The sequence below is a fragment of the Pseudoxanthomonas beigongshangi genome (assembly GCF_016820515.1).
Taxonomy (GTDB): domain Bacteria; phylum Pseudomonadota; class Gammaproteobacteria; order Xanthomonadales; family Xanthomonadaceae; genus Pseudoxanthomonas_A; species Pseudoxanthomonas_A beigongshangi.
The window spans coordinates 64,049-77,644 of the sequence record NZ_JADHDV010000004.1; the positions used below are offsets into that span (position 1 = coordinate 64,049).

A 13,596-nucleotide genomic window follows, 5' to 3' on the forward strand; every position below is an offset into this window, starting at 1 on the left:
GTCGGAAATCAAGCCATCTTTCGTTTCCGATGAGCGCAGGATGAATCCATGCCACTACGGATTCGCGCCCAGCACCACCGTCGCCCGCAAACCACCCCCTTCCCGGTTTCCGAGTTGCACCTGGCCGCCCAGCGCGCGCGCGAGTTGCTGGGCGATGGCCAGGCCCAGGCCGGTGCCGCCGGTGGCGCGGCCGCGCGAGGGTTCGAGTCGCTGGAAGGGTTCCAGCACGAGGTCGAGCTTGTCCTCCGGAATGCCGGGGCCGCGATCGAGCACGTCGATGCATACGCGCCCCGCGTCATCCAACCGCAGTCGCGTCTCCGCGCCGCCGGCATACGCCAGCGCGTTGTCGATCAGGTTCTGCACCACGCGGCGCAGCACCTGCGGATGGGTTTTCAAAGACGCGCTGTCGCCTTCCAGGCGTTGCACGGGCTTGCCCATGTCCTGGTAGTCGCCCACCAGGCTGTCCAGGAACGCGCCCACATCCAGCCGCACCGCGGGCCCGGTGGCGACATTGGCGCCGCGCGCGTAGTTGACGCCTTCGCGCACCAGCTGGCTGATCTGATCCACGTCCTCGAGCAGGCGGATCTGCGACGGACTTTCGTCCATCGCTTCCAGACGCAGCCGCATGCGCGTGATCGGGGTCTGCAGATCATGGGAGATGGCGGCCAGGATCTGGGTGCGCTCGGACACGTGCGCGGCGACCCTCGATTGCAGGACGTTGAGCGCGCGAGCCGCCTTGGCCACTTCCGCCGGACCTTCCTGCGATACCGGTTCGGGCGGTCCGGCGGGATCCATGCCCTCGGCGGCGGCGGCCAGGCGGGCCAGCGGACGCGTCGCCAGGCGCACCGCGATCCAGGCGCAGCCCAGCAGCAGAAGCACCTGCGCCACAAGCACCCACGGCAACCAGCGCGCGATCGGCATCAGCGACGGGGTGACTTCGATGGTCAGCGGCTGCCCGTCCGCCAGGGTCAGTTCCACCTCGTAGCGCTCGGGCGAACTCGACACCGCGCGCGGCCGCAGGGCATAGCGGTGCATCAGCACATCATCGATGGCGGCGGTGACCTGCCGCGCGCGATCGTTGGTCAGCGGCGCGCCGGGCTGCGCCGGGCGCAGCAGGTAGCGGTAGGTGCGACGCTCCAGCCGCGGCACCCAGCGCGCGCGTTCGGCCGGCGACAGACGTTCCAGCAGCGCCACGCTCAACGGAATGTCCTGCTCCAGGCTGGTCAGCATCATCGAGCGCGTCGCGGCGGCGCGCTCGTAGAACAGCAGGGCGAAGGACAGCGCATGCGCCAGCAGCAGGCCGGTGGCGAGTATCAGCAGCACCCGCGCGCCCAGCGTGCGCGGCAGCCAGCGCCCGGCGCGCGATGGCAAGGGTGATGGCGAGGGCGTATTCATGATTCCTCGCCAACCAGCACGACCGGCAGGCTGAAGACGTAGCCTTCGTTGCGCACGGTCTTGATGTAGGTCTGCTCGCGCGCGCCGTCGCCCAGGCGTTGGCGCAGGCGACTGACCAGCAGATCGATGGAGCGATCGAACAGTTCCGCATCGCGGCCCTGGGTGAGGTTGAGCAGCTGGTCGCGGCTGAGCACGCGCTGCGGATGATCGATGAAGACCCGCAGCAGCCGGAACTCGGCACCGCTGAGCGGGTAGGCGGTGTCGTCGACGTCGAGCAGGTGGCGCGCGGTGGTGTCCAGTCGCCACTGGCCGAAACCGATCAGGCGGCTGGCCTCGCTGACCTGGAGATTGGGCGGCAGCATCCGCGCGCGGCGGATCACCGCGTTGATGCGCGCCAGCAACTCGCGCGAGGAGAACGGCTTGGTAACGTAGTCGTCAGCACCCATCTCCAGCCCGATGATGCGGTCGGTCTCGTCGTCGCGCGCGGTCAGCAGCACCACCGGCACCGTGCGGTGCTTGCCGGCGCGCAGGTTGCGGCACAGCGACAGGCCGTCCTCGCCGGGCATCATCACGTCCAGCACGATCAGGTCGATGTCGCTGGTGTCCAGGGTGGCGCGCATCTCGCGCCCGTCGGCGGCCAGGCTGACCCGCAGGCCGTTGCGGCGCAGGTAGTCCCCCACCATCTGGCGGATCTCGCGGTCGTCGTCGACCACCAGGACATGATCGGTGTGGGATGACATGCGTCTTCTGCTCCGGAAATCCGGCCGCGGGGGCCGGTGGTTCTATGTGGATGTCGAATGTTAGCGCCTGACCGTGTGCCCGTTCCTTCAAAGCGGGCACACGGCGGGCAATGCGATGCGGTTCAGTGGCCGCCGGTGGCTTGCGCGGACGGCAGGCCGCTGGCTTCGAGGATGGCCTCGCTCACCGCGTCCGGCGCCGACAACGGCGACACGTGGCCGGCATCGGTCGCACGCAGATGGGCGCCGATGCGCTGCGCGGTGGCGGCCTGCAACTCCGGCGACAGCATGCGGTCGTTGCGCGAGAGCACGTACCAGCTCGGGTGCGATTTCCACGCGGCGGTCGTCACCGCCTCGCCCAGCGCGCTGGCCTTGAGCGGCAACTGGTGCGCTTCGACCTGGCGCAATTCTTCCGGCGCCACGTCCTGGGCGAAATCGCTGGCCAGCGTGGCCGGCGAGAGCGACAGCCAGCCGTCGCGCTCCTGCAACTGTTGCAGGCCCGGAGCGACCGGGAAACCTTCGCCCTGCTGGGCGGAAGTCTGGCCCGCATCCGGTGCGAACGCCGCCACGTAGACCAGGCCGGAGACCTTGGGATCGTCGCCGGCTTCGGTGATCACCGTGCCGCCCCAGGAATGGCCGACCAGCACCACCTTGCCCGGCGCGGCGGCGATCGCCTTGCGGGTGGCGGCCACGTCGTCGCCCAGCGAACTCAATGGATTGTCCACCGCGACCACCGGCACGCCACGCTGGCGCAGGCGTTCGGCCACCTTGTCCCAGCTGGAGGCGTCGGCGAAGGCGCCGTGGACGAGGATGACGGTGGGCGCCTGCGCATCCGCGCGCGGCGCGGCGGTGGCGGGCAGGGCGGCGGACAGGGCCGCCAGCGACAGGCTCAGGGAAAGCGATAGCGAACGCAGCATGGGAACACTCCTCGGGTTGGGGTGCGCCATTGCACCGCCGCGCTGTATCCGCCGGGTGTCGGCCGCCGGCCGCTTTGTATCCGAATGTATCGACCGCCGGTTTTCGCCGGCTTGGCTGACAAATGCGGGCTTGCGGGGACACGTCGCCGATACGCCCGGGGCGTGCAATGGCCCCATCGCCGACGGGGCCTCCGCCGGCTCCCCACGAGGACACGCACATGAGCCAAGACCTTTCGACTTCGAACAGGACCGCGCTGGTATTCGGCGGATCCCGCGGCATCGGCGCCGCGATCGCCCGCCGGCTGGCACGCGAGGGCCATGCGGTGGCGCTGACCTATGCCTCGCGCGCCGACAAGGCGGCCGAGGTGGTCGCCGACATCCGGGCCGCCGGTGGCCAGGCCATCGCGATACAGGCCGACAGCGCCGACCCGCATGCGGTCACCGCGGCGGTGGCCGATGCCACCGCCCGCCTCGGCCCGCTGCAGGTCGCGGTGATCAATGCCGGCGTCTACCGCGGCAGTCCGCTGGATCGGTTTCCGCTGGAGATGCTGGACCAGATGCTGGCGATCAACATCCGTGGCGTGTTCCTGGCCATCCAGGCCGCTGCGGCACAAATGGTGGACGGCGGTCGCGTCATCACCATCGGCAGCAACACCGCCGTGCGCGGCGGTGTGGTCGGCAGCAGCGTGTACGCGATGAGCAAGGCCGCGGTGGCCACATTGGTGCGCGAACTGGCGCTGGATCTGGGACCGCGCCGGATCACCATCAACAACATCCAGCCCGGTCCGATCGACACCGACATCACCACCGGGATCGTCGACGTGCTGGCCGATCGCAATCCGCTCAAGCGGATCGGCCACCCCGACGAAGTCGCCGCGCTCGCCGCCTATCTGGCCGGCGACGAGGCCGGCTACATGACCGGCGCCAGCCTGACCCTCGACGGCGGCTTCTCGATCTAGTCCCGCCGATTTCCCCGTATCCGCACGCCCTTCCCCCTCAGGAGATTCCCATGTCGCTGTCCGATGCCCGCTTCCCCGTCGATCTCGAACGCCGCCGCCTGCTCGGCTCGGCCGCCGCCGCCGCGGCTGGCGCGGGACTGCTTGCCCTGCTGCCCTCGGCCGCCGTGCGCGCCGCCACGTCGCTGGGCGATGACCGCATCCGCCCATTCCGGGCGCAGGTATCCGAACAGGACCTGGCCGATCTGCGCCGGCGCGTGCGTGCCACCCGCTGGCCGGATCGCGAAACCGTCGCCGATACCTCGCAGGGCCTGCCGCTGGCGACGCTGCGCACGCTGGTCGATTACTGGGGCGGCGACTACGACTGGCGGCGGCTGGAAACGCGCATCAACCGCCTGCCGCAGTTCATCACCCGCATCGACGGCGTGGATATCCACTTCATCCATGTGCGCTCGCGCCATGCCGATGCGCTGCCGGTGATCCTGACCCACGGCTGGCCGGGCTCCTTCCTCGAATTCCTCGGCGCCATCGATCCGCTCACCAACCCCACCGCGCACGGCGGACGCGCCGAAGACGCCTTCGACGTGGTCATCCCGTCGATTCCCGGCTACGGCTTCTCCTCGCGTCCGGACACCACCGGCTGGGGGCCGGAGCGGGTCGGCCGCGCGTGGGACGAGCTGATGCGCCGCCTCGGCTACCACCATTATGTTTCGCAGGGCGGCGATCACGGTTCGGTGATCTCCGATGCGATGGGCCGGCAGCCGCCGCCGGGCTTGCGCGGCATCCACCTGACCATGCCGGCCACCGTGCCCGGCGATCTGATGGCGGCGATCAACGCCGGCGCCGCGCCGCCGGCCGGACTGGCCGCCGACGAGCGCGAGGCATTCCAGGCCTTGAGCGCGTTCTTCGGCCGCAACGCCGCCTACGGCGCGATGATGGTCACCCGGCCGCAGACGATCGGCTATGCGCTGAACGATTCGCCGGTCGGCCTGGCCGCGTGGATGTACGACAAGATCGCGCAGTGGACCGACAGCGACGGCCAGCCCGAACGCGTGCTCGGCCGCGACGCCATCCTCGACGACATCAGCCTGTACTGGCTCACCGGCACCGCGACCTCGGCCGGGCGCTTCTACTGGGAAAACAACAACAACAACTTCAGCGCCACCGCGCAGAAGACCGATCGCATCACCGTGCCGGTGGCGGTCTCGGTGTTCCCCGGCGAGATCTACCGCGCGCCGCGCAGCTGGACCGAGCGCGCCTATCCCTCGCTGTACTACTTCAACTCGCTCGACAAGGGCGGGCACTTCGCTGCCTGGGAACAGCCGCAGCTGTTCAGTGCCGAACTGCGCGCCGCGTTCCGGCCGCTGCGCAAGACCCTCTAACCCCTCCCTTCGCATCGAGGCATCGCCATGAACACCGTTTCCATCGCTCCGACTTCCTCCCTCCGCCGCCTGCCCCTGGTGTCCTGGCTGCTGGCCGCGTTGCTCGCTTCCGGCAACGCCGCCGCCACGCCGGTCGAAGCACAGGCCAGCACCGCCACGCCCGCGCTGATCGCCGACAAGCAGATCGACGCCGGTGATCTCAGCATCGGCTACGCCGATCTGGGGCCGGCCAAGGGCGAGGTGGTGATCCTGCTGCACGGCTGGCCCTACGATATCAACAGCTATGCCCAGGTCGCGCCCCAACTCGCCGCACGCGGCTACCGGGTGATCGTTCCGCACCTGCGCGGCTACGGCAGCACCCGCTTCCGTTCCGCCGACACGCCCCGCAACGGCGAGCCGGCGGCGCTGGCCTCCGACGTCATCGCGCTGATGGACGCGCTGAAGATTCCGCGCGCCACCCTGGCCGGCTACGACTGGGGCGCGCGCTCGGCCGACATCGTCGCCGCGCTGTGGCCGGAGCGGGTCAACGCGCTGGTCGCGGTCAGCGGCTATCTGATCAGCAGCCAGGAGGCCGGCCGCAAGCCGCTGCCGCCGCAGGCCGAGCTGCAATGGTGGTACCAGTACTACTTCGCCACCGATCGCGGCCGCGCCGGCTACACCCAGTACACGCACGACTTCGCCCGCCAGATCTGGCAGCTGGCCTCGCCGCGCTGGAAGTTCGACGACGCCACCTTCGCGCGCAGCGCCGCCGCGCTGGACAATCCGGATCACGTCGCCATCGTCGTGCACAACTACCGCTGGCGGCTGGGCCTGGCCGAGGGCGAACCGAAGTACGCGGCACTGGAGCAGCAGCTGGCGCAGGCCCCGGCGATCACCGTGCCGACCATCACCATCGAAGGCGACGCCAACGGCGCGCCGCACCCGCAGCCGCAGGCCTACGCCGGCAAATTCACCGGCAAGTACGAGCACCGCACCTTCGAAGGCGGCATCGGCCACAACCCGCCGCAGGAAGCGCCGGAGGCCTTCGTGCAGGCGGTCATCGACGCCACCCACCTGGCCCACGCGAAGGGAGGTGCGCGATGAGACGCTTGTTGATTGCCGCCGGCGTGTTCGGCGCCGCCGCGCTGACGCTCGGCCTGATCGGTATCGTGGAAGCACGCGACGGCAGCCGCTCGCCCGCCGCGCCGATCTATGGCGTGCAACTGCCGGACGGCTACCGCGACTGGCCGCTGGTGGCGCCCGCGCAGGAAGCCGCGCCGCTGGACGAACTGCGCGTGATCGTCGGCAACCCGATCGCCATGCGCGCCTACCGCGACAACATCCGCCCCTTCCCCGACGGCAGCGTGCTGGTCAAGCGGGCCTGGAAACATGAGCAATCGCCGGATTTCGAACCGGCCTCCACTCCCGGCGCCGCCACCACCGTGCAGGTGATGGTCAAGGATTCCAAGCGCTACGCGTCCACCGGCGGCTGGGGCTATGGGCGCTTCATCGACGGGCGTCCGGTCGATGAAGCCCAGCATCGCACCTGCCATGCCTGCCACGCCGCCCGCGTGAGCGATCGCGACTACGTGTTCACCCGCTACGCGCCGTGAGTCCACGGCGTTCCTCTCCCGCTCCAACCCACAACACCCACCCATCACAGGAGATTCCCATGAACGCACTCGACACCGTCCTCTACACCGGAAAGACCCGCGTCACCGGCGGCCGCGAAGGCCATGCCCGCAGCGACGACGGCCAGCTCGACACCGCACTGTCACCGCCCGGCAGCGGCCGACCCGGCACCAATCCCGAACAGCTGTTCGCCGCCGGCTGGTCGGCCTGCTTCGAAGGCGCGATGAAGATCGCCGCGCGCGCCCAGCGCATCGCCCTGCCGGCGGATCTGGCCATCGACGCCGAGGTGGATCTGGGCAAGGTCGGCGACGGCTACCAGTTGCAGGCACGTCTCAATATCTCGCTGCCTGGCGTGGATCCCGCGCAGGCGCAGGCGGTGGTCGATGAAGCGCACCGCACCTGCCCGTACTCCAAGGCCACGCGCGGCAATATCGACGTGCAGATCCGGATCGTCTGATCCCGTTCGGTAACGAAACACGCGGCGCCCGGTCCCGGACACGTCCGGATACAAAACCGCCGGGCGCCGCACACACCCCCGCGACATGCGCGCGTTGCAATGGCCTCCATCCCGCACGCGAGTCTCTTCCCATGATCGAATACGCACTGGCCATCGCCGCCGGCATGGCCACCATCCTGTCTCCCTGCATCCTGCCGGTGCTGCCGATCGTGCTGGCCACCAGCACCGGCGGCGATCGCGCCGGCCCGCTGTGGGTGATCGCCGGCTTCGTCGGCACCTTCGCCGCCGGCGGCATCCTGCTCGGCGCGCTGTCCGCCTCTTCCGGCGAACTGCAAGGCGTCATCCGCACCGTCTCCATCAGCGTGTTGCTGCTGGCCGGCCTGGCCTGCTTCTGGCCCGCGCCGTTCGATCGGCTGGTGATGCTGTTCCAACAATGGCGCCAGCAACTCGTGCCGGCGGGCTGGCAGGGTCCGCGCATCGGCGGCCGTCCCGGCGCGCTGCTGGTGGGTGCGTCACTCGGCCTGGCGTGGACGCCCTGCGCCGGACCGGTACTCGCCTCGGTGCTGTCGCTCGCGGCGACCTCGCAGGCACCGGGCAAGGCCAGCGCGCTGCTCGGCCTGTACGCGGCCGGCGCCGGCGTTCCGATGCTGCTCATCGCTTACGGCGGCCACTGGATCAACGACCGGTTGCCGTTCCTCAAACGCCATGCCGGTCGATTGCGCCAGGGTTTCGGCGCGCTGGCCGTCGGTGTCGCCGTGCTGCAACTGACCCAGTACGACGTGTTCGTCTCGGCCTGGGCCACCCAGTGGCTTCCCCCCGTCTCGCAAGGACTCTGACCATGAACAAGATCGCTTCCCTCTCCACCCTGCTCGCCGCCTGCCTGTTCGCCGCTTCCTGTTCCCCCAGCGTGCAGGCCGATCCGGTGTCCCCCACCGCCAGTTCGCCCGCGCCGGTCGCACCGGAATTCCGCGGCATCGACCAATGGCTCAACGGCCCGCCGCAGACCCTGGCCGCCCTGCGCGGCAAGGTGGTGCTGGTCGAGTTCTGGACCTACTCGTGCATCAACTGCGTGCGGGTTATGCCGCACATCAAGGACTGGCATGCCAAGTACCGCGACCAGGGCCTGGTGGTGGTCGGCGTGCACACGCCCGAATACGGCTACGAAAAGAAACTGTCCAACCTGCAGGCGGCGGTGAAACGCTTCGGCATCACCTACCCGGTGGCGCAGGACAACAACTACGAAACCTGGAACGCCTACGGCAACCAGTACTGGCCCGCGCTGTACCTCATCGACGCCAACGGCCGCGTCGTCTACCAGCACTTCGGCGAAGGCGACTACGACACCACCGAAGCCAAAATCCGCAGCCTCCTGGCCACCCGCAAATAACCCGCCTCACCGGTACCCGGCCACCCGGGTACCGCCCCCTTCCATCCCTTGTAGGAGCGACGTAAGTCGCGACCGGAAACCACGCCAGCCCGGATCGCCATCAAAAGCCAAACATCCAAACGCTGACACATCGGAAAGCCACATCCACAAACAACACCGACGCGCACACCAGACTAGTCCGAACATCCCCCATCACCACCGCCCCCGGCACATCCGTCAAAGCCGCTCCCCGAAGCTCCAGGCGCGTCCCCGCCAGTCGCATCCGCATTGTTCGCGAACGCGGTCCGATCCATGAATGGCTTGTCGCCGAGCGTAACCGTGGCCCTGAAGGCAAGACAGACGACCGCCCCCAATACGGGTACCAGCCACACCAGCGCAAGCTGGGCCACACGGCGCGAACGCGGCATGTCGGCGTCGCCAACAACCCTGGCGGAGGCAACGAAGTTGAGTATCAACCAAACCCCGATGAGGGCGCCCCATATCCAGCTCATGCGCTCTCCTTGGTATCTCTGCGAACCATCAGCCATCCCCTCTACCGGAACCCCGTTGAACAAACGGGAATGGCAGCTCCCGTAGACCGATATCCGGCATCCGTTCCAGCGCCCGCAATTCCAGCCCTTCCCATGAACCCTGAAGGTCTTCCTCTGCCAACGATGGCATCCGCCAGACCTCGTAGTGGCCGATGAAGTCATCCAGTTCTTCATCGAAGCGGGAGTAAAAGAAAAAAGTTTCCTCGCCACGCCTCGCAACTACCATGCGCGGCACGTCCCAGAAGTCCCTGTAAGCAATCACTGACCAGCTTGCCAAGGTGCTCTCCTATGCAGCCTTGCCGCATGTCTGGAATGCGCTGATGCCCTCGAGGCCCTCACGGGCGAATATCCACCCCAGGTAGGAGCGGCCTCCGGCCGCGAGCTCTCCCGCGCGATGTCCGGTTCCGATGATTGCGACGGTGAGGGTCGTGGCGATCGCGCAAAAAGATCGCGGCCGGAGGCCGCTCCTACCTCGTTTTTTTCTGCATTGCTTCGTGTGCATCGGGGTTTGTGGCGAGCCTTCACGTCAACCCTACTCCGCCGCCTCCGGCGCACAGAACGCATTGCTGTAAATCCCCGACCGATCAAAACAGCAGGCCCGGCGCTTGCCGGACTCCAGCTGATCACACGCGGTAGCAATGCGCTTCACCCGGGTTTCGGCTTTCTTGCCGGAAGTCATCCACTGGATCCAGTCGCGGCGCGCGACCGGGGTGAGGGTGGCCCACTGCGCCTTGGCGGCCGGGTGTTCGGCCAGCGCCTTGCGGATATCGGGCGGGACCTTGGGTTCGGGTTCCACCGCCACCGGCGCCATTTCCAGCGCCACGGTGTCGCCCACCGACACGCCGGCGGCCTCGCGCAGTTTCTTTTCCACCTTGAGCCAGTGGCTGCCCTGCCCATCCGGCTCCAGCGTCGCCTGGAAGGCATGCCCGTCGAGCCTGCCGTCCACGGTCACCTGGCTGCGCGTGGGCAGCTTCGCACTGGCCTCGGCCGGCAGGACCAGGAAAGTCCAGGCCGCGCCTTTCGGCTCCGCCGGCCGGGACAGCTTCGCCTTGAATTTGACGGTGTTGGTGGCTGTGCTCATGGAGGCGAACGATAGCATCGGCAGGGGTCATTCGCCTTCATTGGCCTGGCCCACTCCTTTCGAAGGAACAGGACTATCTGGAATCGAGATCCACAGCCCGGTCTGCGCACCCAAAAAACGGGACGCCCCATCGAAAATCCATTCCACTGCTTCGTCCTCGCTGGCGTGTCGCCATCCCTTTTGAGGTGCGTGACGACCTCGCCGGACCAACAGCTCCGCCTCGGTTCGGCGGACATCCAATGTGGAGTCGTTGTCGTCCGGAACGGGCACATAAATGAGAGCATCAACAGGCAAGGCCCTGATCACCTGCCTAAGCGCACTTCGCATTGACTCACCGGTGATATGGACGTTGTGAACCGTGCCAGCTCCCGAGGGCTGGACGGAGATAAGCTTCAGAGGTAACGAGGAAAAGTCCATCGGATCATTCCATCAGTATTTAGCTCGCCACCGCCTTCTCCAGCGCCGCGATGTCGATCTTCTTCATCTCCATCATCGCCTTGAACGCGCGCTCGGCCTGTTCGCCGCCACCACTGACCAGCTCGATCAGGCGCCGGGGGGTGATCTGCCAGCACAGGCCGAAACGGTCCTTGCACCAGCCGCACATGATCTCCTGGCCGCCGCCCTCGGTGATGGCCTTCCAGTAGCGATCGGTTTCCGCCTGATCCTCCGTCGACACCTGAAAGCTCATCGCATCGCTGAAGGTAAACGAGGCGCCTCCGTTCAACAGCAGGAAGGGCTTGCCGAGAATCGTCATCTCGATGGTCAGCACGCCGCCCTGCTTGCCGTCGGGATAGTCGCCGGGCGCGCGGTTGACCTTGTCGATGCGGCTATCGGCGAAGGTGTCCGCGTAGAACTGGGCGGCTTCTTCGGCGTTGCCATCGAAACACAGGCAGGGCTGGATGCGCGGGATCATGGCGGGCCTCGTGAGTCGGGTTCGGGATGGGGAGCGTACTGCGGTGACATTTGGTTCAAGTGAATACCGGCTGGCCTCCGGCGAGGGCGAGCACAAGCGGCATTCGGCGCTTCTGCCTATGCGAACTCATTCTCTGACGCTACGATTGAATGCTCCTGCGTTACTTCTATTCCCAGCGTGGTCGGCGGCATGATGTGGCGAAAGACTATCCGCTGCCCGTTGCTGGTGGTCAGCGCATATTGGCTGACAAGGCCATCTCCCACGGGATCCGATTCATCAATCCGCAGGATCGAAAAAGGCAAGAATGGCAGTACTTCCTCCAATGGCACGGCATCGATGCACTGATCTTTCGAATAGGAAAGGCGCAGTGCTGAAGGCGAACTGCTCTCCACCTCAAGATTCAGTCCGGAATAGCGATCTGGCCACATGTTGAATTCGCTCGGGTTGATCCGAACCAGTTCACCATCACTGAACTCCAGAAACGCGGCATAGGCAACGATCGGCAAAGTCAGGTCATCCACCCAGGCGGAATGAACGCCACTCGCCCGGAACACCCAGATCCTGTGCACGATTCGGCCAATCAACAGTACGGGGTAATGCACGCTGAGCTCCATCAGTTCAGCCGCCTTCTTGAGATTCCGCCAGTACTCCATGTTGACGGATGCGTTGGAGCCGTGGCGCTCCAATGCATTCAATGCTACTTCAAACTCATTGTGCGACAGGTACTCGGAGACCTCAGAATGTCCATCAACAGATGAAATCTGGGCGAGAGCGCCCTGAAGTAATCCATTGAGAATCTCCCTTTTTTTGATGATTTTCTCGTCCATTGCCTACTTGCCGTTTGTCTACACCGACAACGCTACGGAGAAGAACCCGGCCCCGAGCCAAATCAGAAGGAACAGAACGGCGGCGGGCAACACCAGCACACGGAAGAACGCGCCCAGTGCGAGCGCAGCCGCGAGTGCAAGCGTGGTCATCCAGAACAGCGTGCGGGTTCCTCCCCATACCAGCAGATGCGGGGGACCAACGAGCGACGCATTGAAGATTGAGCCGCCCGGCAACCAGTCCGGTCTATGCAGCGCCACCCAGCACAGACCCGCATAGGCCAATATCAGACCGGCCAATACGCAGGCACCCAGCACATGCGGCAATAGGCCGGCCCGGCGTTCTCCTTGAGCAGACCGCATGCTTCGCTCCTTCCGCCATCCTTCCAATGACTGATCAGCAGCATGCCACGCCCTACGGTCATCTGTGGGCCATCTCCGACGGCAAAGCCGCATGGCTACCGTAGGCAGTCCGACAGGCGCAGCCTGGAGCCGTTGCGGCTGACAATCCGTTTCACGCAACCTCCACCCCCTCACCCCAACGCCTGCGCACGCTTCCAATCCCGCGGCGCCAGCCCCACATGCGCCTTGAACGCGCGCGACAGCGCGGCTTCGCTGCCGTAGCCGACGTCGGCGGCCACGACTTTCAGGGGACGGTCCTGGCGCAGGGCCTGTTGGGCCAGGCTGACCCGCCAGCCTTGCAGGTACTGGCCGGGCGTGATGCCCAGCGTTTCGCGGAAGGCGCCGGCGAAGACGCTGCGCGACATGCCGGCGGTCGCGGCCAGATCGTCCAGCGTCCATTCCCGGGCCGGTGATTCGTGCATGGCCACCAGGGCGTGGCGCAGGCGCGGGTGCGACATGCCGGCCAGCATGCCGCCGCGCACCTCGCCGCGTTCCATCAGCTGGCGCAGGATGAGGACCATCAGCGCCTCGAACAGGCGGTTGATCAAGGCATGGCGGCCGCACCGCTGCGCGAACGCCTCGTCGAACAGCAGATCCAGCACCGGCGAGGCGCCATCAATCGCGTCGAGCGGCAGGCAGATGAATTCCGGCAGCGACGCCGCGATGGGATTGCTCGCGCCACCGTCGAAGCGCACGTTGGCGCAGGTCATGTCCGCGCCGCGCACCGGATCGGTGACGAAGCGGTGCGACATCGGCCGCGGGTACAGCAGCAGGCTGGGCACCTCCACGCAGTGCGAGGCATTGCCGTGGAAAACCTCCACCGCGCCGTGCCGGATCAGGTGCAGCTGGCCCAGGCCCGCCTCGGCCTCCAGCAGGTTGACGCCACACAGGGCCCCGGCCTGGAACACCTGGGCGGTGACGGAAAAGCGCTCCAGCAGGGCGGCGAGTCGGTCGGACATCAGGACGCTCGGTCAAGTTTAAAGGACGATACGTAGCCAATCGTA

17 protein-coding genes are annotated in these 13,596 nt (G+C 67.0%); 7 read left to right on the forward strand and 10 right to left on the reverse strand.

Annotated features, from left to right (window positions below; all coding sequences use genetic code 11):
* Positions 1 to 54: 54 nt before the first annotated feature.
* From IQ458_RS04055 to IQ458_RS04065, 3 genes are all read right to left on the reverse strand, one after another.
* Positions 55 to 1,395, reverse strand: a complete 1,341-nt coding sequence (locus IQ458_RS04055; protein ID WP_203321998.1) for a sensor histidine kinase — start codon at positions 1,393 to 1,395, stop codon at positions 55 to 57.
* Positions 1,392 to 2,135: a response regulator gene (locus IQ458_RS04060; RefSeq protein ID WP_203321999.1), complete on the reverse strand. Its 744-nt coding sequence runs from the start codon at positions 2,133 to 2,135 to the stop codon at positions 1,392 to 1,394. The genes IQ458_RS04055 and IQ458_RS04060 overlap by 4 nt, the downstream gene beginning before the upstream one ends.
* A 122-nt stretch (positions 2,136 to 2,257) precedes the next feature.
* Positions 2,258 to 3,049 (reverse strand): alpha/beta fold hydrolase, encoded by a 792-nt coding sequence (locus IQ458_RS04065; protein ID WP_183640010.1) that lies wholly within the window; start codon positions 3,047 to 3,049, stop codon positions 2,258 to 2,260.
* A 218-nt stretch (positions 3,050 to 3,267) separates the two neighbouring features.
* Between IQ458_RS04065 and IQ458_RS04070 the strand changes: the two genes are divergently transcribed.
* From IQ458_RS04070 to IQ458_RS04100, 7 genes are all read left to right on the forward strand, one after another.
* Entirely contained in the window at positions 3,268 to 4,008 is a 741-nt protein-coding gene (locus tag IQ458_RS04070; protein WP_203322000.1) for an SDR family NAD(P)-dependent oxidoreductase, read from the forward strand.
* 50 nt (positions 4,009 to 4,058) lie between these two features.
* Positions 4,059 to 5,387 (forward strand): epoxide hydrolase family protein, encoded by a 1,329-nt coding sequence (locus IQ458_RS04075; RefSeq protein WP_203322001.1) that lies wholly within the window; start codon positions 4,059 to 4,061, stop codon positions 5,385 to 5,387.
* Between the two features lie 27 nt (positions 5,388 to 5,414).
* A complete protein-coding gene (locus IQ458_RS04080) occupies positions 5,415 to 6,470 on the forward strand; it encodes an alpha/beta fold hydrolase (RefSeq protein ID WP_203322002.1) in 1,056 nt (351 codons plus the stop codon).
* Positions 6,467 to 6,979 (forward strand): cytochrome P460 family protein, encoded by a 513-nt coding sequence (locus IQ458_RS04085; RefSeq protein WP_203322003.1) that lies wholly within the window; start codon positions 6,467 to 6,469, stop codon positions 6,977 to 6,979. Before IQ458_RS04080 ends, IQ458_RS04085 begins: the two co-directional genes overlap by 4 nt.
* Positions 6,980 to 7,038: 59 nt before the next feature.
* Positions 7,039 to 7,455 carry an organic hydroperoxide resistance protein gene (locus tag IQ458_RS04090; protein ID WP_203322004.1) on the forward strand — a complete coding sequence of 139 codons (417 nt, stop codon included), beginning with the start codon at positions 7,039 to 7,041 and terminating at the stop codon, positions 7,453 to 7,455.
* Positions 7,456 to 7,586: 131 nt separating this feature from the next.
* Positions 7,587 to 8,291: a cytochrome c biogenesis CcdA family protein gene (locus IQ458_RS04095; protein ID WP_183639998.1), complete on the forward strand. Its 705-nt coding sequence runs from the start codon at positions 7,587 to 7,589 to the stop codon at positions 8,289 to 8,291.
* 2 nt (positions 8,292 to 8,293) lie between these two features.
* Positions 8,294 to 8,842 carry a thioredoxin family protein gene (locus tag IQ458_RS04100; RefSeq protein WP_203322005.1) on the forward strand — a complete coding sequence of 183 codons (549 nt, stop codon included), beginning with the start codon at positions 8,294 to 8,296 and terminating at the stop codon, positions 8,840 to 8,842.
* Positions 8,843 to 9,361: 519 nt separating this feature from the next.
* Here the strand turns inward: IQ458_RS04100 and IQ458_RS04105 are convergent.
* From IQ458_RS04105 to IQ458_RS04135, 7 genes are all read right to left on the reverse strand, one after another.
* A complete protein-coding gene (locus IQ458_RS04105; protein WP_203322006.1) occupies positions 9,362 to 9,649 on the reverse strand; it encodes a hypothetical protein in 288 nt (95 codons plus the stop codon).
* A 255-nt stretch (positions 9,650 to 9,904) separates the two neighbouring features.
* Positions 9,905 to 10,453, reverse strand: a complete 549-nt coding sequence (locus IQ458_RS04110; RefSeq protein ID WP_203322007.1) for a YdeI/OmpD-associated family protein — start codon at positions 10,451 to 10,453, stop codon at positions 9,905 to 9,907.
* Between the two features lie 27 nt (positions 10,454 to 10,480).
* Positions 10,481 to 10,870: a hypothetical protein gene (locus IQ458_RS04115; RefSeq protein ID WP_203322008.1), complete on the reverse strand. Its 390-nt coding sequence runs from the start codon at positions 10,868 to 10,870 to the stop codon at positions 10,481 to 10,483.
* A gap of 19 nt (positions 10,871 to 10,889) precedes the next feature.
* Positions 10,890 to 11,366, reverse strand: a complete 477-nt coding sequence (locus IQ458_RS04120) for a VOC family protein (RefSeq protein WP_203322009.1) — start codon at positions 11,364 to 11,366, stop codon at positions 10,890 to 10,892.
* Positions 11,367 to 11,482: 116 nt separating this feature from the next.
* Entirely contained in the window at positions 11,483 to 12,193 is a 711-nt protein-coding gene (locus tag IQ458_RS04125; protein ID WP_203322010.1) for a hypothetical protein, read from the reverse strand.
* An 18-nt stretch (positions 12,194 to 12,211) separates the two neighbouring features.
* Positions 12,212 to 12,553, reverse strand: a complete 342-nt coding sequence (locus IQ458_RS04130; protein ID WP_203322011.1) for a hypothetical protein — start codon at positions 12,551 to 12,553, stop codon at positions 12,212 to 12,214.
* 170 nt (positions 12,554 to 12,723) lie between these two features.
* On the reverse strand, positions 12,724 to 13,551 hold the full coding sequence (locus IQ458_RS04135) for an AraC family transcriptional regulator (protein WP_203322012.1): 828 nt from the start codon (positions 13,549 to 13,551) through the stop codon (positions 12,724 to 12,726).
* Positions 13,552 to 13,596: the final 45 nt, after the last annotated feature.